The sequence below is a fragment of the Companilactobacillus crustorum JCM 15951 genome, assembly GCF_001434585.1.
Taxonomy (GTDB): Bacteria; Bacillota; Bacilli; order Lactobacillales; family Lactobacillaceae; genus Companilactobacillus; species Companilactobacillus crustorum.
This window is the reverse complement of sequence record NZ_AZDB01000006.1, coordinates 51,869-74,998: the sequence shown is the minus strand read 5'-3', so window position 1 is coordinate 74,998 and position 23,130 is coordinate 51,869. Positions and strand designations below refer to the sequence as shown.

The following is a 23,130-nucleotide window of genomic DNA, read 5'->3' as shown; positions in this document are numbered from 1 at the left end:
AAAAAACCTCCTGAGTAACTTCAGGAGGATAAATCGCTTAGTGAGATGATAAGTATACTAATACGAGTGAACATACAAAAAATAGTACTAGTAAAACGTAGGTAACCTTAACCATGAAGGCTTCAAAACCACGTTTCTTCTGGTTGCTGAATAGGTCACCACCACCACCGGACAATGCATTCAAAGCATCTTGTTGCTTTGTAGGCTGCATTAGCACGGCAATAATTATCAAAATGGATACGATTATCAACACTGTCTCGATAATATTATACACCTGTAAAACCTCCGTTCATGGTGTTAAAAGCTGAAATCACTCCTAAAACAATAACATAAAAGTGGTCAAATTTCTAGTTAATTCCATTAATCAAGTCTTTTAACTTTTGAGATACGCGAGCTCGTTGACCAGCATTAACCATACATATTAAACGGTCGCCAGCCTTAACCAATGTGTCGCCACGAGGAATTAATTGACGTTCGCCTCGATAAATGGCTACCACTAAAATATCCTTTGGAAATGGTATGTCTCGTATATATTTACCATCAATTGAACTGCCTTCATAAATTGGTACTTCCAAACGATCATTTAACTTGCTGACACGATTCAAATAATCAGAATTGATATTCAATCGTTCTTTCAAAGCCTCATAAATCGGTGCCCCATTTAATAGATCAACCACAATATAAGCCACTAAAGATAAAACGGCCAAAGGCATCAAGTGCTTCAAGGAACCAACCATTTCCGTGACTAAAATAATTGCCGTAAATGGCGCCTTACTAATACAAGCAAAGTAGCCCGCCATAGCAAAGATTATTAAGTTACTTTCAAAATAAATTGGCAACAAACCTAATTGACTCATAACTATTGCATAGATGGCGCCAATAATGGCACCCAAGTTTAAAATTGGTAAAAAGATTCCACCTGGAACTCCCGAACCATAAGATATCATTGAAAAAATAAATCGTAAAGCCAACAAGCCCAACATTAACGTCAAACTAGTTCCATATTTTTCCAAACTAACAATTATCTCATTACCGCCACCGATAAATTGTGGCACCATCATCCCTAAAGGAACAATTAAAATTAACGGAACAATTCCTTGAAGATATCGTGGCAAACGAGTCTTATTATAAATTGCTGGCATTGATAACGTTAAAACCTGGTACAAACGCCCCATCAAACCTAAAATAATTCCTAAAACAATCAAGTGCCAATAATATTTAATTGGCAGACTGAATCGGTATGGCACCTGCAATACAGGCTGTAATCCAAAAACATATAATGCAATAACATTGGCAGTAACTGCACTGGCTAAAGATGTAATCCAAACCAACGGTGAGAAGTTATGATAAACTTCCTCCAAAACAAACATGGCTCCGGCAATTGGAGCACTAAAAGCTGCCGACAATCCTGCTGCCGCACCACTAGCAATTAAAACCCGCTGATTAACGCCCACATTATCATGCGTCAAATCGCCAACACCTTGACCAACAGCTGCACCTAATTGAATCGATGGCCCTTCTCGTCCTAAAAATAAACCTGGCCCTATACTCAAAATACCACCAATGAATTTGCGCCACAAAATGGACCACCACTTCATCTGCATTTCTCCGCCTAATTGAGCCTCAACCTGTGGAATACCAGAACCAGAAATATTAGGTTCTTTTTTCAATAAATAGCCAACTACCAGAGCAATTGCAATCATCAAGAAAACTAAGCCAATCACTAAGCCTAAATTAGTCCGGGCAGCAATATAAAGTCCTTGAAATAACTTTAAAGAATGGGCAATCGACCAGCGGAACATGCTAACCACAACTCCAGAAATAATTCCAACTAGTATCCCCTCTAAAGTTAATCTTAATTTTTCATTATCATTAAAAGCTACCTTCATCTTTTTCCCCTATTACTTTAAATCTAATTTTGGCACATTATAAATTGAAGGTGATGGTTGGTAAAAACCGGCCTCTAAAATCTCCATATCAGTCAAAATTTCTTCATCCGATACTAAACGTGCTTTTTTGTTGACTAAAGTTTGATAAACCGAATCATAATACAAACCATAGTCACCTAATGGCGTTTTAATTTGCTTTTCAATCCAGTCGCCATTAGTATTTTGATATTTGGCAATTCCATAATACATTGGACTATCTTCGCCAAATCCAGCAGTTCCTGGCATGATTCCCGCTTTCAAATCGTTCTCTTGCTGGTCAGCTCCATATTTAACAAATGAACCATTCATGCCATGGACAATAAATCGAGGATACTCTTTGGCAACATCAGTACTTACTTTTACCTTAGCCTTCATTTTAGTGCCATAATGCAAATCAACATCAAAATAATTATCCACAGCATCACTGACTTCAGTATTTCTAATATCATAGACTACCTGATCTGGACGACCAAATAAAGCTACCATTCGATCCATCAAATGAATACCTAAACCATAGAACTCACCTTGTTCTTTAGATCCCGGTTGGTTAACACTATTAGGACGGTAATAGTCAATATGTGACTCTACTTCAACAATATCGCCTAAAAAACCTTGGTCAATTACTTGTTTAGCAGCTAGATAATCTCCATCAAAGCGGCGATTTTGATATGGCATCACTAGAACATTATTGTCCTTCCCTAATTTAATTAATTCTTTGGCATGATCCAAAGTATCAACAAACGGTTTTTCAACAATAACTGATTTTTTTGCTTCAATAACACTCTTAGCTAACTGATAGTGAGTTTGAGCCGGTGTGCAAATCGTTACCACATCAATTTCAGGATCATTTAAAATATCATTCAAATCATTAGTGAAATTAACACCCTTTTCACGATAGGGTTGAGCCAATGATTCATTAACAGCTTTACGAGTATATATCGTTTTTACTTGAAAATTTTTTCTAATATTCAAATATGGCAAATGATAACGATTAGCTGACTTACCAAAACCAATGAAAGCAATTTTTAATGTCATACAAGTATCCTCCAATTTTATAAGCTACTATTATTGTACAAAAAAAACAGCCCTAAGGCTGTTTTAATTAATCACTTATAGTAATTATTTGTTTAAGTTGTAGAAACTCTTGATACCCTTGTATTCAGCTTGGTCACCAAGTTGATCTTCGATTCTCATCAATTGGTTGTACTTAGCAATACGGTCTGTACGACTCATTGAACCAGTCTTGATTTGACCAGCGTTTGTAGCAACAACAAGGTCAGCAATTGTTGTATCTTCTGTTTCACCTGAACGGTGTGAAACAACAGCTGTAAAGCCAGCTTCTTTAGCCATTTCGATAGCTTCAAATGTTTCTGTAAGTGTACCGATTTGGTTAAGCTTGATAAGGATTGAGTTTGAAACTCCCATTTCAATACCCTTCTTCAAGTAGTCTGTGTTTGTAACGAACAAGTCATCACCAACAAGTTGTACTTTCTTACCAAGTTTAGCAGTAACTTTTTGCCAATCTTCCCATTCATTTTCATCGATAGGATCTTCGATTGTAATAACTGGGTACTTGTCAACGATACCATCAAGCAAGTCGATAAATTCGTCTGTTGAAAGAACAGCACCATTGTCGCCTTCACCCTTTAATTCGTACTTGTGAGTATCTTTGTTGTAGAATTCTGATGAAGCACAGTCAAATCCAATAGCAACATCGTCACCAGGCTTGTAACCTGCTTTTTCAATAGCTTCAACCAAAATCCTGAAAGGAGCTTCGTTGTTTTCAAGGTCAGGAGCGAAACCACCTTCATCACCAACAGCTGTGTTCAAGCCACGGCTTTCAAGAACAGCTTTAAGTGAGTGGAATGTTTCTGCACCCATACGTACAGCTTCACGCATTGATTTTGCACCAACAGGTACAATCATGAATTCTTGGAAATCAACGTTATTGTCAGCATGCTTACCACCATTGATAACGTTCATCATAGGTGTTGGCATTACATGAGCATTAGGACCACCAAGGTATTCGTACAATGGAAGACCTAATTCGTCAGCAGCAGCACGTGCAGCAGCCAATGAAACACCAAGAATAGCATTAGCACCAAGAGTACCTTTGTTTGGTGTACCATCAAGGTCGATCATAGCTTGGTCAATGGCACGTTGGTCAGTAACGTCCATACCAATAACCTTTTTAGCAATCTTATCATTTACGTTAGCAACGGCTTTAAGAACACCCTTACCACCAAAACGTGATTTGTCGCCATCACGCAATTCAACAGCTTCGTGTTCACCAGTTGAAGCACCTGAAGGAACAAGTGCGCGGCCAAAGCCACCTAATTCAGTATATAGTTCAACTTCAACAGTTGGGTTACCACGTGAATCAAGAACTTCACGGCCTAAAATATCAGTAATTACAGACATATTTTAAAAATCTCCTTTATGATTTTAATACAAACTAATTTTAACCTTTTTAGTACTTAAAATAAATAACTTAATAGAAGTTATTATTTGTTGAATGTAGCTAAGGCGATAAATGATTCTGGATCCATTGATGCTCCACCAACAAGTCCACCATCAATATCTTCTTTAGCCATCAATTCTTTAACGTTAGCAGGTTTTACAGAACCACCATAAAGAATTCTTACTTTATCAGCAGTATCAGCATCATACAAGCTAGCAACTTTTTCACGGATTACGTGAACCATTTCTTGTGCTTGATCAGCAGTAGCAGTCTTACCAGTACCGATAGCCCAGATTGGTTCGTAAGCGATAACTGATTTAGCTAAATCATCAGCAGAAATACCCTTAACAGCATTTTCGATTTGACCAGTTACCCAGTCTTCAGCCTTGCCAGCTTCACGTTGTTCTAGTGTTTCACCACAGCAAATGATAGGTAACATGTTGTTCTTCAAGATAGCGTGAGCTTTCTTGTTGATATCTTCATCAGTTTCACCGAAGTATTGTCTTCTTTCTGAATGGCCGATGATTACATAATCAATACCCATTTCATCAAGAGCTTTAGGTGAAGTTTCACCAGTAAAGGCACCAGCATCTTCAAAGTAACTGTTTTCAGCAGCAGTTTTTAAAGGTGTACCTTCAGCACCTGCAACAAGTGTTGTAAGGTCAATAGCTGGGGCACCAATAATAGTTTCAACGCCTGATTCAGGCAATTTACCTTTGATACCGTCTAAAAATTCTTGAGTTTCCTTAGGATTTTTGTTCATCTTCCAGTTACCCGCAATAATAGGTGTACGCATAAAATTAATTCTCCTCTGAAAAATAATTATTTATTTGAAATTGAGTCGATACCAGGTAATACTTTACCTTCAAGATATTCTAGTGAAGCACCACCACCAGTTGAGATGTGTGTTAGCTTGTCAGCAATACCAAGACTCTTAGCAGCAGCAGTTGAGTCACCACCACCAACGATAGTAATAGCATCTGTCAAGTTACCCATAGCACGTCCAACTTCAAGAGTACCTTCAGCAAACTTGCTCATTTCAAATGCACCCATTGGTCCATTCCATACAACAGTCTTAGCACCCTTTAGAGTATCTTGGAACAATTTAACTGTCTTAGGTCCGATATCAAGAGCCATTTCGTCATCAGGAATATCAACGCCATCAGTAGTTGTAGCTTCAGCATCGTTTGAGAATTCCTTAGCAACAATATGATCTACAGGAAGAACGATCTTGTCGCCAGCCTTTTGTAATAGATCCTTAGCCAATTCAACCTTGTCAGCTTCGAACAATGACTTACCAATCTTGTGGCCTTGAGCAGCTAAGAATGTGTATGCCATACCACCACCGATTAAGATATGGTCTGATTTTGGAATTAAGTTTTCAATAACACCGATCTTATCTGAAACCTTAGCACCACCAAGAATTGTTACGAATGGGTGTACAGGATTGTCAACGGCGTTACCTAAGAACTTGATTTCCTTTTCCATCAAGAAACCAGCAGCAACTGGCTTACCAGCAGCCTTCATAGCTGTTGAAATACCAACGTTTGAAGCATGGCTTCTGTGGGCTGTACCGAATGCATCGTTGATAAATACATCACCAAGTGATGCCCAGTATTCGCCAAGTTTAGGATCGTTCTTGCTTTCGCGTTTACCAAAGTCGTTGTCGATATCTTGGAAACGAGTATTTTCCATAAGTAGAATGTCGCCATCTTTTAGTTCATTGATAGCATCTTCAAGTTCTTTACCTTCGTTAACAGGTACGAACTTAACTGGCATACCACTTAATTCTTGAAGTTTAGCAGCAACTGGCTTCAATGATAAAGCTTTCTTGTCTTCGTCACTCTTAATACGACCCAAGTGAGATAGCAAGATAACCTTTCCACCATGTTCTGAAACATACTTGATTGTTGGGATAGCACCAACGATACGGTTAGTATCGCCGACAACACCATCTTTAATAGGAACGTTGAAATCTACACGCATCAAGACTTTTTTGTCTTTTACGTCAACGTCAGAAACGATAAGTTTAGCCATTGTAAATAATTCCTCCAATATTTTCCTTAAAAAAAGGCGGAAGGAGTTTCCTCCCTCCGCCAATTTAAATCACACTAAATTAGGTTTTATCTTAATTTAATCACTAATTAAGCTAACGAATTAGTCTAATGTAGCAAATTTTTCAAGTGTACGAACCATTTGTGCAGTAAATCCTGATTCGTTGTCATACCAAGCAACAGTCTTTACAACTTGGGCGTCACCTGAACCAACGATTTGTGTTTGTGTTGGGTCAAAGATTGAACCGAATGATGTACCGATAACATCTGAAGATACGATTTCATCATCGTTGTAACCGAATGAAGGGTTGTTTTCTGTATACTTCTTGATAGCAGCATTTACTTCGTCAACTGTAACTTCTTTGTCAAGAGTTGCAACTAATTCAGTAACTGAACCTGTGATAACTGGAACACGTTGTGCATGTCCGTCAAGTTTACCTTTAAGTTCAGGAACAACAAGACCAAGAGCCTTAGCAGCACCAGTTGAATGAGGGATGATGTTTGCAGCAGCAGCACGTGCAGCACGAACATTACCTTTACGTTCTGGACCATCTTGAAGTTTTTGAGTAGCTGTGTAAGCATGGATAGTTGTCATTGTACCAGCTTTAATACCGAATTCTTTGTTTACGGCATTTGCTAGAGGTGCAAGACAGTTTGTTGTACATGAACCAGCTGAAGCGATCTTAACGTCATTTGTTAGAATGTCGTCGTTAACACCGTAAACAACTGTAGGCATAGCACCTGATGGAGCTGAGATCAATACACGTTTTGCACCAGCATCGATATGAGCTTGTGCTTTTTCTTGTGATGTGTAGAAACCAGTACATTCAAGAACGATGTCAACACCGTCGTTAGCAACCCATTTAAGGTCTGCAGCGTTCATTTCAGCATATACAGGGATCTTCTTACCATCAACAACGATAGCGTTATCTTCAGCAGTGATCTTGTCAATTTCGAAGTTACCATGAGCAGTATCATACTTCAATAGGTGAGCAAGCATAGCAGGTGAAGTTAAATCGTTAATTGCAACAACTTCCAAATCTGTCTTGCCAGCTGCTTGAAGTGCAGCGATACGGCGGAATGCCAAACGACCGATACGGCCAAATCCATTAATACCAACTTTTGTAGTCATACAAAAATTCCTCCTTCAGGAAATCAAAAAAATATTATTTTAAAGGGTTATCCCTTAAAATCAGCTTTGAGGCACCTTCATCAGTTATTAAAATCGTATGATGAGGTGCGTTTTTCATATATGATTGAATTGCTTTAGCCTTACTTTGACCGCCAGCAATTGCAATCACATGTTTAATTTTATCAAGGTCCCGGACATGAAGTCCAATCCTAGGTACCTTGTATACAAGTTTACCACTTTGATCAAAGAAATCACCAAATGCTTCAGAAATAGCTTGCCCATCATCGACAATCTTTTGTTCCTTCGCAGATAAATTTCTACGATCAGCCATAATCCTTGCGGTTCCAATGCTGTGAATCACAACATTACTTCTATATATTAGTTCAAGAACCGATTTAATTGAAGTCTCTTTTTGCAAAGATTCAAAACTTTTTTCACTTATGTCTTCTGGCAAATACATTGCCCGATATTGACCCTGAGTTTTTAAAGCCATCTCTGCACAGACACTGTTTGCTTGAATCGTTACTGACTCACCTACTCCACCACGAGCTGGCACAAATACCAACTGGCGATTTTTAGATAAATCTGGTGAAAGATTTCTCGCTACACGTGCTAGAGTACTACCACCAGTGACAGAAATCATTGACTGTCCGGCTGGTAAAATCGAACCTAAAAGTTGATTAAGCCTTCTACCAAAAGAATCAACTACTCGATATTGCTTATCAGCATTACCGGGTAAGATGATACAACGACTAATACCAAGTTTTTGACTCAATTGTTTCTCTAAAAGAGCTGTTCCTTGATAATCAGCTAATATCTTGGTTAGTCTACTTACCACATCTGTACCTGTCTTTGTTAGAGACATTCCAGACTTTGATGAAATAAGTAAGCCTTGCTTTCTCAACAAGTCGGTTTCAGTTCTTAAACCACGCTCTGTAATGTTAAGATCATCAGCTAAAACTCTGCGCCCAACTGGCTCCATTAATGAGATACTCTGAAGTATTTTAAATCGCTTTTCCAGAGTCTTAATGAAGTCTGGGGCAACTAAATCCAGCAATTCTAAATCTTCATTATTAGTCATTGATATACTCCATGGGGCAAATATTGTCCCTGTATGTCTGTTTACGACCCATGTACTCAAAAAATAAAAGCCCAGATGAGTTTTACCTCATCTCTTAAGCACAACTGTAATTATAGACTCTCTTGTGAAAATTTCAAGGGATATGTTTACAAAAAGTAAAATTAATAATAATTTTTTTGAGATTTACTTTTGATATGGAAGTGCGATAAAATAAGAGTGTACTTGCGCCGCTAGTGTAATGGATCGCACACAGGATTCCGGTTCCTGGAATGTGGGTTCGACTCCCACGTGGCGCATTTTTTGTTTCACAAACTTTTACCAATAAGTGTTGATAAATCAACTTTTATTAGTAAATTATCTCTTTAACAGAATATTATCCTATAAAAAGAAGATAATACTTCGTGTTTTACATGCGGAATGTTATCTTTTTTTTGTACTACTAAAAATAAAATGGCGTAACGTTTGATTAAACAATTCTGGAACTTCAGCTATTATATCATGCCCACAATTATCAACTACAACTTGTTTTATCAGTGAATTTTGATCGACAAGCGAGTCTGCGAAATGATAATCAAAATACGGACTCTGTCTAGCAGTAACTAAAGTAACTGGAATTGAACTTTTTAACAAAATTCTACGCCAATCCTTTTGGGCATGGTCAAACAATAACGTCATATTCTGATTACGGTCAAAAGGATATTGGCTTCGAACTCTATTTAAAGCTAAGGTAATTCTTCGATCCAATCCATGAAGCGTCTCATGCACTTCGTCAGGATAATTTAATTTTTCAGAAAAATCAGCATTTGTAATTGATTCAAAACCATAAGGCCAATCAACATCATTTAACATTTTGGGTGATTGATCAATTGCCATGACAGCATCAACATTTTGGTAATGACTTAAATAATCGTAACAAACACTTGCTCCCATTGAGTGCCCTATTAAGATTGGTTGATCCAATTTCAAATAATCAATTAACCCGGCTAAATCGGCTGTTAATTGTTCAATGCTTAAATTAGCCGCGGTTCTCTGAGAACGACCATGATTTCGATGATCATATGTAATTACCCGACAATTCATTTCTAACAAGTATTTAACTTGTAATTTCCAAATTTCTTGGTAACCACCGAAGCCTTCGACTAGAATTACGGGCTGTCCTTGACCTTGATCACAATAGTCCAGTTCAACCTTATCATCCGTCATATATTTCATTGCGTATCTCCTCTTTATTCAATCGTATCTATTATATGAATTAAAAATTAACCTTAACTTAAAAATTTAATAATATTGCAAAAAACAATGAATTCTTCTGAACTCATTGTTTTTTATATCTTAGCTCTATAACCACGGATCATTTACCAAAATTGGATCACGCAAAGTTTTTACCATAATAGTCGATTTACTATTTGCATACTCCTCTAGAGAAAAGCCATTGTTGCCTCGAATAACTTGCAAGTCAACATGAACGCCAAATTGATTTAACTTTTTCAATAAAAACTTGGCTTCATTCTTACTAAGTGAAGTATCCGGTTGCCAAACTAAATCTAAATCGCTGCTTAATTTGGCCGTCTTAACTTTAGTGGCTAATTCAAAACCAACACTTCCACTAACTCCCCAATGATAAGTTTGCAAAATTTTTGCTACTTCTGGCAAGGCCATTATCGCCGGTAATTCTTTTCTATCTTCTGAGAGATCATTCCAAACTTTATTTTTAACCAAATCATATGGTGTAATTATTTTTTGAATGGCGGTTCGATTGATATAGGTAGCAAAACGTTGTTCCCGTTTTTGCCCTCTAATACCAACAGGAATTTGGTTATTTAAAATTGGACTTCTTCTGACTACTACTGTTAAAGATTGAGGAAAAACAGCCGTAGCCCATACCGGTAAATCATTTCCAAATAACTCCTTTAGTGACGCTATCTGTAATAAATCATGTGGCTTTACTACTACCATTGTTCAGTAACTAATTGACGAACTTGCAACGTAGCTTTACGTCCGCTTTCCTTTGCAATTGGTGTTTCATAACGGAAATGCAAATTGGCTGGTTTATTGACTGTACTTTGGATAGCATCATCAATAATTTGCTTAATTTTAGCAACGTTTTCATCAGTAGCATCCCATGAACCAATTCCCTTGACTAACTTGTAAAGCGCCCCAAGTTTTTCATAATTATCAATATCATAAGCCATTGCAGGAACATGCTTTGTAGCCTCTTCCAACTCTGCAATAGTTCTTTGAGTAATTCTAGCAGCACTGGCTTTTGACATCGCTTGAATAGTAATAGAAGTATCATCTAAAGCAATCAAACGATTAGATTGTAACCCATGGGCTAAAAAGCCACCCGCAACAGCATCTCCAGGAATAAAGGCAATCACTGGATGACCAGCCTGACGAGCTTTAGCATAGGCAGCGGCACTAGAACCAAGTGCCACATGAATACCAATTAACTCTTCCTGGTAGCCATATGCTTGACTAGGAACATCTACTACTAAAATAATTGGACGTTTAGTTGTCTGATTTTTATCTTCAGCCACAATTTTATTAACTACACTAGCAACAGCAAAGCCTTCTTGCAAACCAACCTCACCATTTCTAACTCGAGGAAAAGCATTCTTAGCATCAGGCACGATAGCAATATATTCTTTGCCATCTTTTGGAGCATGTAAAACTGTTGGCACAGAACTTTTAGCATTCTTAATACCAGTTAGTTTTTCAAACCAGAGACGACCACGGCTCTTAGTGCCAGCCTCTGAACCAACGACAGCATCAGCTACTTCATGCTTAGTAGTTTTCACTTGTTGATAAAGTTTATCATAACTAGAAATATCCAATTTTTTATTCAAATCTAATTGATCTAATAAACTCAAATAAAAATCAACATTTTCAGTTCGATGAGCATCTTTTTTGGCGTTAATTTCATTGATAACTGCTTCTTTAATATCATCAACTGTATCATCAACAACTTCATCTACTAGACCAGTAGCCAATCTTTGTTTAGTACCCAAAGTATTCCAAATTAGATTCTTATCGCTGGAATCAAATTCACGGACTCCGGCTTCTTGTTCAATAACTTCAGGTCCATTCAAACCAATTCTAGCTTTATTGGTTGTAATCAAATATGAAAGAATCGAGGCTGTAATTGACATTCCTCCAAATGAACCCACACGTCCTGGAATCAAACCAATTACAGGTACGTATTTCTTTAAAGCAATCACCACATTTTGAATTTCAGAAATCGAAAGCAAGCCATAATTAGCTTCTTGAAGACGAACACCACCTGTATCCAAAACAAGAATAGGATAAATTGTTTTACCATTTTGGTTATCTTCCAAAGCTTTTTCCAAAGCTGCTACGATTTTGGCACCACTAACTTCACCGATTCCTCCACCTTGGAACTTACCTTCAATAGAGACGATCAAGACGTTCTTGTCTTCAATCTTCCCTTTCATCAAAACAATTCCATCATCACTTTCAGGAACAATACCTTGTGGTTCCAAATGTGGAGAAATCATATTATCAAGTGGTCCTACTAATTCTCTAGAAGTACCAGCATCTAGCAATGAAAGAGCTAGTTCGCGTGCATGTAATTCAACAAAACTATTTTTCATCCTTTAGTTCCTCCAATGCTTGGGTCAAACGAAGATTAACAACACCCGGCGTTGAACCAAAATCGTTGATCTCAATATTTGCTTGAATAGGATATCTGTCAAAGAAACGCTTTAAAACATTACCCCAAACTTCTTTAAATCCATCACTACCAGTTACAACATTAACCTCAGTCTCTTGATTGGTTGGTCTAAAAATAACTTCAAGGTCGCCAGAGGCTACGACACCAACATGAACCGGTTTAGAAATTGCTTCTTTTGTGTCGAAATTAAAATGTGATTTTTCCATTTTTGTCTCCATTTCTTACTATATATATTGGATTAAAATTGCTTATTATGACCAACTTCTAAACTTAGCAGGTGGATTATAAAGTCCATCTGACCATTTAACAAGGTCATCCATATTTTGTGCTGCCAATAATGATCTCTTGGCTTCGCTACGACGAACACCTAAATCTTCTGGCAAAGCAACAATTCCACGAGCCCTAAGATCAGCTAGCTGCTTAGGATTACTTCTCAATCCAACCGGTGTAACGCCAGCAACCGCCTCAATGGCGGCTTGTCTTTCAGCCATACTATCAGTCTTATAAAGGTAAGCAATACCTTCTTCTGTCACAATATGAGTCGTATCTTCGCTATAAATCATAATTGGAACATTTGCTAACTTGGCTTCTTTTTGAACTTCTTCAGCATCCAAATGATCAACAAAGACAGGCTTTTTATTAGAACCGAATGTTTCTACCATTTGGACAACTAATTTTTCACCTTTACCCAATGGATCATCATCCGGACGAAAGCTTTGCCAAGCTGGCGTAGAATGACGACGGCCAGTTGGATTGCTTCCCATATTAGGAGCCCCACCAAATCCTGATAAACGACCGTTAGTAACAGTTGAAGAATTACCATATTTATCAATTTGTAAAGTTGAACCTACGAACATATCAAGCGCATATTGACCGGCCATTTGACCAAAAGCACGGTTAGAACGCATCGTGCCATCTTTACCAACAAAGAAAATATCAGGACGATGAGCAATATAATTTTCCATACCAACTTCTCCACCGAAACTGTGGATAGTTTGAACCCAGCCACTCTCAATTGCTGGAATCAAGGTTGGTGTAGGATTAACTTCCCAGTTAGGAACAATCTTGCCTTTTAGACCTAATTGTTCTCCATATGTCGGCAACAATAATTCAATTGCGGCTGTATTGAAGCCAACACCATGGTTAACTGTTTGGACGTTATGTTTTTCATAAATGCCACGAATGGCCATCATTCCCATTAGAATCTGTAATTCAGTAATATTTTGTGGGTCTCTGGTAAATAGAGGTTCTAGTTGATATGGTTCATCAGCTGGAACAACAATATCGACCCAATCGCCAGGAATATCAACTCGTGGAACTTTATCAACAATCTCATTAGCCTGAACGATAACAATTCCATCTTTAAAAGCTGCTGATTCAACAATAACTGGTGTCTCTTCAGTATTAGCTCCTGTATAAAGATTACCTTCACGATCGACTTTATCAGCTGCTACCAAAACCACATTAGGAATCAAATCAACATATAAACGAGCATACAATTCCAAATAAGTATGGATATCGCCGACTTCCATAGTTCCATCAGCAATCATTTGAGAGATTCTAGTACTCTGTGGTCCTGCAAAAGAAAAGTCCAGTTTTTTAGCAATACCGGTTTCAAAAATATCCAAATGTTCTGGACGAGAAACACTCGACATAATCATATGTAAATCATGAATTTTTTCAGGATCAACTGAAGGTAAGGTTTGTGATAGAAAACTGGCCTGCTTCTGGTTATCACCTTCCAAAACGACTTTGTCGCCCGGATTGATCACACTTTCCAATAAATTTTTAGCATTTTCTGTTTTAACGAACTTACCGTCTAAAATTGATGAAATACTAGCCAACTTGGCTGCTTTTGCATCACGATTTTGTGTCCAACTTCTTGTAGCCATCAATTATCCTCTTTTCCATTTTTCCAATAAAAATTCTATATCATCAAGTTTCATATTCTTCATGGTGATTGTTCTAAAATCAGGAAACTTACTTTTAACTAATCTTGTAAAGGTTTGTCCTGGCTGCGTTTCCAAAGATGTATCTATTCCTAACTCCTGAGCCACATCCATCATCGTGTCCCAATAAACCGGGTGAACGAGATTGTTAATCATATCGTATTTAACACCTTGAACATTTCTAATAGCGTGACCATTATAATTAGCCAAATAGATACATTTGGGATCATGTAACGTCACTGTTGCTAGTCTTGTTTCCAGAACATCAGCAACGGATTGCATTAACGGAGAATGAGAAGGCACAGGTACTTTTAACAAGACAGCCTTTTGAGCACTATCTTTCTTAGCTAAAGCCAATACTTTTTTTATGCCTGCAATAGATCCAGAAATAACAGTCTGTAGTTCGGAATTTTGATTAGAAGTAAAGACCGGCTCAACATCACTATTAATTTTTTCAACTAATTCAGAAACTCCTTTTCTAGTCAAACCAACAATAGCTCCCATACCATACCCAGTTGGATATGATTCTTGCATTTTCTGAGAACGAATATAAACAGTTTTAATTGCTTCATCTTCGCTAATAACTCCACTAGCTACAGCTGCTGCAAAAATACCTAAGGAATGTCCTGCCACAGCAGCAGGGCTTTGATTAATACTTCGCAATTGCCGAATGTTGAATAGCTGTAAAACTAAAATTCCTAACTGTATCTGAATTGAATCCTGATATGCTCGATCATCATCTGTCAGTTCTACACCCGTTAAATCTTTAACTTTTGCCAACAGATCATGAGAAACATTTTGAAGCATTCCTGCTTGTTGCCCGCCTTGTCCAGGAAAAATCCATAAAGTTTTAATATACCCTCACCTCCATTAACCTTTTTATTGATCTCACTTGTTCAGTATAAGAAATGATTCATAACATGTATAATATATAAAAAGCATAATACTTAACCATTTGGTTATATATGAGGTGATCTAATGAACATTAATCAATTAAAATACTTTGTTGTAGTTGCTAATCAAGAAAGTATTACTAAGGCTTCCAATATTCTCTATGTCTCCCAACCTGCTGTCAGTAAAACTATCAAGCAGTTAGAAGATGAATTAGATACTAAATTATTTGATCGAACTGGTCGCACTTTAAAACTTGACCGAGCTGGCAAACTCTTTTACAGCTATGTTAATGACAGTTTGGAAGAATTAGATCGAGGAATCAATGCTGTCAAAGGTGGTCCCGATCAAACCGAATATCCTATTTCTTTATTATTAGAGGTAGCCTCTCCCTTCATTCCCACAATTGTTGCCAACGTTAAACAAAAGTTTCCCAATGTTAGATTAACTCTGGCCCAACACAACGTTAGAGAAACCGACTTCAAACAATTCGATTTTATCGTTACTAGCAATCCGCTTCAGGGATTAACTAATGTGCCTGTTTTAAAGGAAGAAATCTTTGTTGGCTGGAATATAAATTACGGCTATAGCAAACAATTCGTTAAGCCAAGCGAATTAAAAGGCGAGAAATTAATTGGCCTATCCAGAAACAATCCGTTACGTTTTACAATTGATCGTTACTTTAATAAACGTGATATTGCTTTAGATTATATGTATGAAGCTGATGATCCAGCCACCGTCAGGGGGTTAATTGAAGCTGGCATTGGGTTGAGCTTTATTCCTTCCGTAACTTGGCAAACCATTCAGCCCAAAGTCCAATTAGCTCGACTGACTCCCGATCCTTTGCAAAGAACAATTTATCTCAGTTCTCCGCACCGAAACATGACTGGCATTCAACGAGAAATCAGTAATGAATTAATTATGATTTTTCTAAAGTTCCAACGTTCTGAATTAAAAATTTAGTTGCTTTTTATTTTTAATGAGCTTATATTTGCTTTAAGCATTTCCTTTTGTTGATCTCACAATTTTACAAAGGGAGATTATCAAATGAATATAAAAAAAGACACTACAAGCCCTGCCGATATCGGCGATTATATGAAAGTCTTTGCTTGTACTGCCGTAATGATGCAGACTGTTCTTAGTTTAGTATTATCCACTAATCCAAGTTTCAATTATCAAACACCGATTGGAATTATTTATAATCTGGTCAAGTTTACCGCCCCAGCCTTTATCTTCGGAATTCTCTATACTACGACTCGGACGACTAACCAGAATACATGGAAAAACTATGGTGGATATATGTGTAAGCAATGGTCTGCTCTTTTTGTACCCACTATTTGGTGGACACTAGCTTACCTATTCATCTTTCCAAATGTTCAACAAGTCAATCAATATCACGACTTAGGATCATTTTGTTGGCATTTTATCAATGGTAATGCTGCACCACACCTCTGGTATAATACGATGATGCTTCAATTCATCATTCTCATGCCTTTATTCTGGTCCTTAGCACATTGGATACAGAAAAATTCTAAAAACGCCCTTTGGACGATTGGTATAACTGTTGTTTTCTTTGTCAGTTGGTTAGCCTTCTATGATACCCAAGTTTTTCACGGTCCACATGAACAAAGTTGGTATTTATTAGATCGAGTCTTTTTAAGCTTCATAATTTATGGAATCTTTGGAGTTATCGCTTGGATGTATCGCAATAAATTTGAAATCTTCATAAAAAAGGCCACGCCATTTTTAATTGTTATTTTCTTAGCAGTTTTCTACTGGACTAACCGTGAATTATTTTCCTATGGCTATCCCATAAAATTGCCTAATGCTCCATATTACAAGCCATCAATGACAATTTATGCGTTAACAGCCATTTTTTTAATTGCAGCTTTAGCAATTCACCATATTAATACTCGTTCCAAGGCATTATCAGCTTTTCATTTCCTAGCTACCTATGCCTATCGAGCTTATTTATCCAATGTCTTTTGGCTTCAAATAATTTGGCGTCTTGGCGGCAATAATTTAGCAACTATCAATCCGCTGCTAGCTGTTATTATTTGCTATTTATTGACTTGGGTACTATCATTTGTCTCCGCATATTCTTTCCATATTATTTGGTCAAAAATTAAAGCATTATTCCATAAAAAACGTCTTCAACAGTCTTTAGAATAATTATTTTTATTTATTAAGCTTAGTTTGTTGACCCAATAAGTATTGTATGCTAAATTAGCACTGTGCTATTAAGAGTGCTAATCAAAAACAGGAGGCATTTTATGTTAGTTCCTACAGTTATCGAACAAAGTTCTCGTGGCGAACGTGCCTACGATATTTACTCAAGATTATTAAAAGATAGAATCATTATGTTATCTGGTGAAGTTAACAGCCAAATGGCTAATACAGTCATTGCTGAATTACTTTTCCTAGATGCCCAAGATTCTGACAAAGATATTTCAATGTATATTAACTCACCCGGTGGTTCAGTTACCGACGGATTAGCTATTATGGATACAATGAACTTCGTTAAGTCTGACGTTCAAACAATTGCTACTGGTATGGCTGCTTCAATGGCCAGTGTCTTGCTTTCAGCAGGTACAAAGGGCAAACGTTTTGCTTTACCAAATTCAACTGTCCTTATTCACCAACCATTAGGTGGTGCTCAAGGTCAACAAACTGAAATTGAAATTGCCGCTCGCGAAATCTTGAAGACAAGAAAGAGATTGAATCACATTTTGGCTGACAATTCTGGTCAAACCTTTGAAAAACTTCAAAAAGATACTGATCGTGATAACTACATGACAGCTCAAGAAGCTAAAGATTATGGTTTGATTGATGAAATCATGACAAATAAAGCTGACAAGTAATTTTTAAACAATGCTTCTTCCCAATCAATGGATTCTTGCTTCGGATTGGTTAAAGTACGAGTATTAAAGGATGCCATCTTCCACTGCGCTAGGAATGGTCTGGAACGTAGTGGGCTGACTTGGAGTCTCTTGGCAACGCCAACAGTCTTCAAGCTCCACCTTTATCTAAGTGTGTTCCACACTAAGATAAACATCACTACTGAGACCATCCTAGCTTCGTTCCAGATTAATTTATTAGTTAATATTATTAACCTTAAATTTGCAGCTACCCTTTATTCTTTTAATTTAAAATTCTAAAAAAATACCTAATGACTAAAAAGTTTCATAGTCATTAGGTATTTTTGTATTTAAAATGAAAAATCATATAACAGTTACACTAGCCTGGAACAAAAATTGAAATTGGCTCAGCTGTGAGATTATTCTTGGCAATTTATTGCTTAGAATAAGGCCGAGCCTGGAAATTATGCGCAGCATAAGTTTCAAGTCGTGCCCACAGCGTTCCAGCCAAATTTCAATTTTTGCGGAAGGCGGGAATACTTATGCTTTAACCAAGTTTAAATACAAAACGTCATTTTATATTTTTTCAACTATGAAAGCGCTATATATCAAGCTCTGTACTAGACAGCAAAAAAATATTAGGTTACCCTTAAATAGTTATTAGACTATACAAAAGAAGGGGTATTTATGAATAAAGGTGAAATCCAAAATAGCCTAACTCGTAAGTTATTCATTTTAACTTTGTTGTCCGGAACCTTCACAATGTCGATCAGTCAGTCTTCATTATCAACGGCTTATCCAACATTAATGAAATTCTTTGGTGTCACGGCACCAACAATTCAATGGCTAACTACCGGGTTCATGCTGATTATGTGTATTATGATGCCGATCAGTCCATGGCTATTAAACAACTTTTCGTTTAAAAAAATCTTTTTAAGCGTTGTAGCAATTTTTGCTTTAGGTACTTTAATTATTATCGTAGCACCAAATTTCCCTATGGCTATGCTTGGGCGAGCACTCGAAGCTGTTGGAGTAGGAATACTTTTCCCATCGTTTCAATCAGTTTTAATGACTATTACGCCTGAAGACAATCGTGGGGCTACTATGGGATATGCTGGATTAGTTATGGGATCTGCACTAGCCAGCGGTCCAATTATTTCCGGTATTGTTTTGAACTTTTTACAATGGCAAGGCTTATTCGTCATTTTTCTATTGATTATGATTGTGATTTTTATCAGCGGTCTATTCAATATTAAAGATGTTATGCCCCGCCATAAAGCTAATCTAGATTTAATTTCAACCATTTATTTACTTGGATTAATTGGCTTGCTTTATGTTGTTAATCAGGCTGGCGCCACTAAGAGTCTCAGCGCCAATTTGCTCATTTTATTAGTAATTAGTATTATCTTGACTATTCTATTCGTTCATCGTCAATTAACTAAGCAACAACCTTTGCTAGATTTGAAAGTTATGAAAAATTTCAATTTCGACTTAGCAGTTCTTTTAACTGGTTTTTCATATATTTCACTAATCGTCGTTACAATTATTTATCCACTTTATTATCAAAATATTCTTCATACATCGGTCTTAATGTCTGGATTGGCTTTGGTTCCACCAGCTATTGTTTTGAGTATTTTGAATCCCCTTACTGGTAAACTAGCTGATAAAATCGGCTTCAAATCAACCTTAATAATTGGAATGGCAATGATTGTTGTCGGCTGGTTCTTCTTATTTGCCCTTCGAATCAAATTATCTATCTGGCCAATGATCTTAATCGCCACTCTGATTGAAGGTGGAAATGCTTTTGTCATGATGCCAGCCACTACTCTTGGAGGAAATTCACTGTCAGAAGAATTAATTCCCCACGGTACGGCGATCATCACTACTGTGCGCCAATTACTTGGTTCTTTAGGCGTTAGTCTAGCTACCTTGATTCTTGTAACAACCAATCAAAACCATCGTTTACCAGCTAACAATGGTTTAGTTGGCTATCAAGCTGTTTTCACTTTCTTCTTCGGCATGGCAATCATCGGATTTATCTTTGCTTTGTTGATTAAGAATAATAAAAAAGCTAAATGATTTAATACTATAAATACCTAAAGATTAAAGTTAAATGAAACCAACAAACCTCGGCTTGCCGGGGTTTTATTATACAAAAATAAACATCCTTTAGTATGGATTCGTCTATATTAAATAGAGTTTTCAACAAATTAAAAAAGCATTACTTAGCGGCCTTAACAGGCTTCTAGACAATGCTTCATAATGTAGAAAAACTATGATTTTCTATCAAAATTCAACGCTGGTGCGATGTGTTCCCGGCAACCTGAAACAAATTAAAAATCCCTCTGTCCTATCAAGAATACAGCCTTAATAGTTAAGAAAGCGTTTGGAATCTACAAAAGTTCAACGTATTCTGTCCCTATTCAAACTATTTTTTCAAGAAAGCCAGCACGTTCTTCTTATTCGGTTTCATGCTTCCTGCTAAGAACGCAATTATGACTGCACCAACAGAAAACGCAAATTCCCATACCGACCATTTAAAAACTAGTGTTAAAACTAACATAATAAAGACTGAAATCAACATAACTCCATCTCTGGGGCCTAATTTCAAATATGGATACATCATCATAAGATGTCACTTCCTTTATTGAATAAGGTCAATCAGGACTCATTATGGACGTATACTTTTAGGTAGCTTTTTATTTCCTTCTAATCGCAGCTTTGTCGGAGTCTTAAGATAATTAGGTAAAGTTCTATCGAAGCCAACTGAGACTATACACTAAATCACTTACGAAATTAAGGATATCCTCCAGGAAGTAGCGAGTTGACCGAGTGTAGCGAATGGAACAGGTAGATTCCGTAATATCTTGGCAACTGTGAGCCTATCTCTGGTAGGAAGAAGTCTAGGAAGAAGTCTAGGAATAATTCAAACATCCATTAAATCCTAAGAACATTATAACACCGCTTTCATTTTTGCAAAATCCCTTTCTTACGGATGTTTGAGCAAGTACAGGTTGAACACGAATGATTCCGAAAACTTTCAATGACAGTCTAAGAACTTACTGGCAACTGACTATTCAAGCAATATCAAATTGACAGATCCTAGCGCAGTTCCTAGATAATGCTTCATAATGTATGAATAACTATGATTTTTTATCAAAACTCAACACACTAAATGACTGAAGACTATTTTGCACTTTCAACCTTTAGACATTTTTTGCTCAGCTTAAGTGAAGTATAATTAAGTTCTGGATTATTTATTTATAGGAGTGTCGATTTTGAATGTAAAAAACAAACCCGCGCAACAAACTTTCTTTATAGCAATTATTTTTTTAGTGGCCCTTCTGGGTTGGACTATTTGGCAATTTCATTTCAATTATATGATTTCACTGTATGATACTTTTTTTCACACTCAACGTATCTATGACATCAGATTGGCTTTTCTACATCACGCACTGCCCAGCTGGGTTAATTTCAATACTTTTTATAATACTGGCCAAGCTGTCAACGGAATGTATCCTGATTTAACCTTGTGGCCATTGGTTCTGGTGACTAATTTTCTGACACCGATTCATCAGATCATCGCAATTAAAAGTTTAATAGCCTTTTTAACTTTTATTGTCACCTTTTTATCTTTAAATAAACGTTTTGAAAGTCGTAATGCTGTTTTAGCAGCAATTATCTTTACTTTATCAGGTTCAGTTCTAAAAGATTTAGCTAATGAGATGCAAACAGGAACTGCTATCATAATGATTTTTGCTTTTCCCATTTTATTTACACTTAAAGATGCTATTGAAAGTAAAAAAGTTGAACCAAAACTAATTATAAAAACAGCTCTTTTAATGACTATTGTAATCAACTCTCACCTTCTAAGCGCTGTTGTAATAACAATAATAGCTGGCCTCTTTTTAATCGTTATAACAGTTATTCGCAAAAACTATCAAGCTTGGCTCAATTTAGCAATAGCTGCTTTTCTAACGGTCCTTTTATCGGCCCCCCTTCTCTATCGCATCGTCAAAATTTCCAAAACCGGTTTATTAGCTCCGTTTGGCAAGGGACACGTTACCAGTGAATCGCTCTGGAATCTCTTCAGTACTACTAGTTGGAGTGCTAAATCAACTATTTCCGAAATTGCTATTGTTTTAATTATCATTACTTTGATTGGAATTAAGCGGGATAAAATAAAGCAATTATTACCTTGGCTTTCATTAGAACTTCTTTTAATAATTTTTTGTACCAATATTCTTCCATGGAATCTTTTAAGCCACTTACCGATTATTGATACCTTCCAAGCTGCCAATTGGCGTTTCGGTATCTTTCTTGGTATAGCTCCCTTGATCATGGTTTTAATTAACTTCAAAGAGCGTACTAGTCGTATCATTTTATTAATTTTAGCAGTATTATCATTTATTTTGGCCTTCCGCAATAGTTATAATTTTCAATATTATCACACCGCTAATTTAACAGTTGTTAATAAATATACCTCCACTATGGTGCCCCCCAATGACACTGTGAAGTTGACCTCAACTGGAATTAATAGCAATAAGTTAAGTCGAACTCTCTTACCTGACTATGCACCTAACTCCGCTCCCCTTCAAAAAGGCAGCAACGGTGCCAGTTTCGATCCTCAATTAAGCTATTTAATTACTAATCAGTTGGGAACTACTAAAACTAAAGATATTCCTTTAACTCATACAACTACCGTCAATTCGATAACTTTTAAAGCCCATAATGTTCCTAAGGGATCTATCAGCTTACCTGTTTTTGGCTATCGAACTTTGAAATATCGAATTACTTTAAACGGCAAACCTACTACAGCTCATTTAAATAATTATGGATTAATTACGATTGAGTCTCAAAGCAATCTAAAACATGCTAATTATAAAATTGAATTTATTCAACCGACACTTTATAAAGCTCTGTTGTGGATGTCTACGATACTCTTTTTAGTCTTACTAATTGGCTTGACTGTTCCAATTAAAAAATCTAATTATTTTCAAATCTCTTAAACTTGCAATAAAGTAATTGTTTTTTATAAATGCAAGCATATACAAATAAGCCCAAATGACTTAATGTAAAAGTCAT

The 23,130-nt window shown here is 36.7% G+C and carries 20 protein-coding genes and 1 tRNA gene; 6 read left to right on the top strand and 15 right to left on the bottom strand.

Going from position 1 to position 23,130, the window contains the following annotated elements; all coding sequences use genetic code 11:
- Window positions 1-37: 37 nt before the first annotated feature.
- From secG to FD26_RS03095, 8 genes are all read right to left on the bottom strand, one after another.
- Window positions 38-274, bottom strand: coding sequence for a preprotein translocase subunit SecG (gene secG / locus FD26_RS03130; RefSeq protein WP_057866984.1), 237 nt, complete (start codon window positions 272-274; stop codon window positions 38-40).
- Between the two features lie 73 nt (window positions 275-347).
- Window positions 348-1,889, bottom strand: a complete 1,542-nt coding sequence (locus FD26_RS03125) for a ClC family H(+)/Cl(-) exchange transporter (RefSeq protein WP_057866983.1) — start codon at window positions 1,887-1,889, stop codon at window positions 348-350.
- 12 nt (window positions 1,890-1,901) lie between these two features.
- The gene (locus tag FD26_RS03120) at window positions 1,902-2,963 is read right to left on the bottom strand and encodes an oxidoreductase (RefSeq protein ID WP_057866982.1); all 1,062 of its coding nucleotides are present in this window, start codon (window positions 2,961-2,963) and stop codon (window positions 1,902-1,904) included.
- Between the two features lie 84 nt (window positions 2,964-3,047).
- Window positions 3,048-4,349 carry a phosphopyruvate hydratase gene (gene eno / locus FD26_RS03115; protein ID WP_057866981.1) on the bottom strand — a complete coding sequence of 434 codons (1,302 nt, stop codon included), beginning with the start codon at window positions 4,347-4,349 and terminating at the stop codon, window positions 3,048-3,050.
- A gap of 83 nt (window positions 4,350-4,432) precedes the next feature.
- Entirely contained in the window at window positions 4,433-5,185 is a 753-nt protein-coding gene (tpiA, locus tag FD26_RS03110; protein ID WP_057866980.1) for a triose-phosphate isomerase, read from the bottom strand.
- Between the two features lie 26 nt (window positions 5,186-5,211).
- On the bottom strand, window positions 5,212-6,426 hold the full coding sequence (locus FD26_RS03105) for a phosphoglycerate kinase (RefSeq protein WP_057866979.1): 1,215 nt from the start codon (window positions 6,424-6,426) through the stop codon (window positions 5,212-5,214).
- 120 nt (window positions 6,427-6,546) lie between these two features.
- On the bottom strand, window positions 6,547-7,575 hold the full coding sequence (gene gap / locus FD26_RS03100; RefSeq protein ID WP_057866978.1) for a type I glyceraldehyde-3-phosphate dehydrogenase: 1,029 nt from the start codon (window positions 7,573-7,575) through the stop codon (window positions 6,547-6,549).
- 34 nt (window positions 7,576-7,609) lie between these two features.
- A complete protein-coding gene (locus FD26_RS03095; RefSeq protein ID WP_057866977.1) occupies window positions 7,610-8,656 on the bottom strand; it encodes a sugar-binding transcriptional regulator in 1,047 nt (348 codons plus the stop codon).
- A 224-nt stretch (window positions 8,657-8,880) separates the two neighbouring features.
- Between FD26_RS03095 and FD26_RS03090 the strand changes: the two genes are divergently transcribed.
- Window positions 8,881-8,952 (top strand) — tRNA-Arg (locus FD26_RS03090).
- A 124-nt stretch (window positions 8,953-9,076) separates the two neighbouring features.
- Here FD26_RS03090 and FD26_RS03085 read toward each other — a convergent pair.
- From FD26_RS03085 to FD26_RS03060, 6 genes are all read right to left on the bottom strand, one after another.
- Window positions 9,077-9,868 (bottom strand): alpha/beta fold hydrolase, encoded by a 792-nt coding sequence (locus tag FD26_RS03085; RefSeq protein WP_057866976.1) that lies wholly within the window; start codon window positions 9,866-9,868, stop codon window positions 9,077-9,079.
- A gap of 126 nt (window positions 9,869-9,994) precedes the next feature.
- Window positions 9,995-10,612, bottom strand: a complete 618-nt coding sequence (locus FD26_RS03080; RefSeq protein WP_057866975.1) for a malonate decarboxylase holo-ACP synthase — start codon at window positions 10,610-10,612, stop codon at window positions 9,995-9,997.
- Window positions 10,606-12,267 carry a biotin-independent malonate decarboxylase subunit beta gene (gene mdcD / locus FD26_RS03075; protein WP_057866974.1) on the bottom strand — a complete coding sequence of 554 codons (1,662 nt, stop codon included), beginning with the start codon at window positions 12,265-12,267 and terminating at the stop codon, window positions 10,606-10,608. The genes FD26_RS03080 and mdcD overlap by 7 nt, the downstream gene beginning before the upstream one ends.
- The gene (mdcC, locus tag FD26_RS03070; RefSeq protein WP_057866973.1) at window positions 12,257-12,553 is read right to left on the bottom strand and encodes a malonate decarboxylase acyl carrier protein; all 297 of its coding nucleotides are present in this window, start codon (window positions 12,551-12,553) and stop codon (window positions 12,257-12,259) included. The genes mdcD and mdcC overlap by 11 nt, the downstream gene beginning before the upstream one ends.
- A 45-nt stretch (window positions 12,554-12,598) precedes the next feature.
- Entirely contained in the window at window positions 12,599-14,239 is a 1,641-nt protein-coding gene (gene mdcA, locus FD26_RS03065) for a malonate decarboxylase subunit alpha (RefSeq protein ID WP_057866972.1), read from the bottom strand.
- A 3-nt stretch (window positions 14,240-14,242) separates the two neighbouring features.
- Window positions 14,243-15,136, bottom strand: a complete 894-nt coding sequence (locus FD26_RS03060) for an ACP S-malonyltransferase (protein ID WP_268750915.1) — start codon at window positions 15,134-15,136, stop codon at window positions 14,243-14,245.
- 138 nt (window positions 15,137-15,274) lie between these two features.
- On the opposite strand from FD26_RS03060, the gene FD26_RS03055 reads away from it, so the two are divergent.
- From FD26_RS03055 to FD26_RS03040, 4 genes are all read left to right on the top strand, one after another.
- On the top strand, window positions 15,275-16,150 hold the full coding sequence (locus tag FD26_RS03055) for a LysR family transcriptional regulator (RefSeq protein ID WP_057866970.1): 876 nt from the start codon (window positions 15,275-15,277) through the stop codon (window positions 16,148-16,150).
- 84 nt (window positions 16,151-16,234) lie between these two features.
- Complete coding sequence (locus tag FD26_RS03050) at window positions 16,235-17,359, top strand: acyltransferase family protein (protein WP_057866969.1); 1,125 nt, start codon at window positions 16,235-16,237, stop codon at window positions 17,357-17,359.
- 101 nt (window positions 17,360-17,460) lie between these two features.
- Window positions 17,461-18,048, top strand: a complete 588-nt coding sequence (gene clpP, locus FD26_RS03045; RefSeq protein ID WP_057866968.1) for an ATP-dependent Clp endopeptidase proteolytic subunit ClpP — start codon at window positions 17,461-17,463, stop codon at window positions 18,046-18,048.
- 684 nt (window positions 18,049-18,732) lie between these two features.
- A complete protein-coding gene (locus FD26_RS03040) occupies window positions 18,733-20,124 on the top strand; it encodes a DHA2 family efflux MFS transporter permease subunit (protein WP_057866967.1) in 1,392 nt (463 codons plus the stop codon).
- 349 nt (window positions 20,125-20,473) lie between these two features.
- Here FD26_RS03040 and FD26_RS03035 read toward each other — a convergent pair whose 3' ends face one another.
- On the bottom strand, window positions 20,474-20,674 hold the full coding sequence (locus tag FD26_RS03035; protein ID WP_057866966.1) for a hypothetical protein: 201 nt from the start codon (window positions 20,672-20,674) through the stop codon (window positions 20,474-20,476).
- A 649-nt stretch (window positions 20,675-21,323) separates the two neighbouring features.
- On the opposite strand from FD26_RS03035, the gene FD26_RS03030 reads away from it, so the two are divergent.
- A complete protein-coding gene (locus FD26_RS03030; protein ID WP_057866965.1) occupies window positions 21,324-23,054 on the top strand; it encodes a hypothetical protein in 1,731 nt (576 codons plus the stop codon).
- Window positions 23,055-23,130 lie beyond the last annotated feature (76 nt).

What these genes read in the sequence shown, in the direction of transcription:
- FD26_RS03125 (WP_057866983.1), bottom strand. Translation starts at nt 1,889, where the DNA reads ATGAAGGTAGCTTTTAATGATAATGAAAAATTAAGATTAACTTTAGAG.
- FD26_RS03120 (WP_057866982.1), bottom strand. Translation starts at nt 2,963, where the DNA reads ATGACATTAAAAATTGCTTTCATTGGTTTTGGTAAGTCAGCTAATCGT.
- eno (WP_057866981.1), bottom strand. Translation starts at nt 4,349, where the DNA reads ATGTCTGTAATTACTGATATTTTAGGCCGTGAAGTTCTTGATTCACGT.
- tpiA (WP_057866980.1), bottom strand. Translation starts at nt 5,185, where the DNA reads ATGCGTACACCTATTATTGCGGGTAACTGGAAGATGAACAAAAATCCT.
- FD26_RS03105 (WP_057866979.1), bottom strand. Translation starts at nt 6,426, where the DNA reads ATGGCTAAACTTATCGTTTCTGACGTTGACGTAAAAGACAAAAAAGTC.
- gap (WP_057866978.1), bottom strand. Translation starts at nt 7,575, where the DNA reads ATGACTACAAAAGTTGGTATTAATGGATTTGGCCGTATCGGTCGTTTG.
- FD26_RS03095 (WP_057866977.1), bottom strand. Translation starts at nt 8,656, where the DNA reads ATGACTAATAATGAAGATTTAGAATTGCTGGATTTAGTTGCCCCAGAC.
- FD26_RS03085 (WP_057866976.1), bottom strand. Translation starts at nt 9,868, where the DNA reads ATGAAATATATGACGGATGATAAGGTTGAACTGGACTATTGTGATCAA.
- FD26_RS03080 (WP_057866975.1), bottom strand. Translation starts at nt 10,612, where the DNA reads ATGGTAGTAGTAAAGCCACATGATTTATTACAGATAGCGTCACTAAAG.
- mdcD (WP_057866974.1), bottom strand. Translation starts at nt 12,267, where the DNA reads ATGAAAAATAGTTTTGTTGAATTACATGCACGCGAACTAGCTCTTTCA.
- mdcC (WP_057866973.1), bottom strand. Translation starts at nt 12,553, where the DNA reads ATGGAAAAATCACATTTTAATTTCGACACAAAAGAAGCAATTTCTAAA.
- mdcA (WP_057866972.1), bottom strand. Translation starts at nt 14,239, where the DNA reads ATGGCTACAAGAAGTTGGACACAAAATCGTGATGCAAAAGCAGCCAAG.
- FD26_RS03055 (WP_057866970.1), top strand. Translation starts at nt 15,275, where the DNA reads ATGAACATTAATCAATTAAAATACTTTGTTGTAGTTGCTAATCAAGAA.
- FD26_RS03050 (WP_057866969.1), top strand. Translation starts at nt 16,235, where the DNA reads ATGAATATAAAAAAAGACACTACAAGCCCTGCCGATATCGGCGATTAT.
- clpP (WP_057866968.1), top strand. Translation starts at nt 17,461, where the DNA reads ATGTTAGTTCCTACAGTTATCGAACAAAGTTCTCGTGGCGAACGTGCC.
- FD26_RS03040 (WP_057866967.1), top strand. Translation starts at nt 18,733, where the DNA reads ATGAATAAAGGTGAAATCCAAAATAGCCTAACTCGTAAGTTATTCATT.
- FD26_RS03035 (WP_057866966.1), bottom strand. Translation starts at nt 20,674, where the DNA reads ATGATGATGTATCCATATTTGAAATTAGGCCCCAGAGATGGAGTTATG.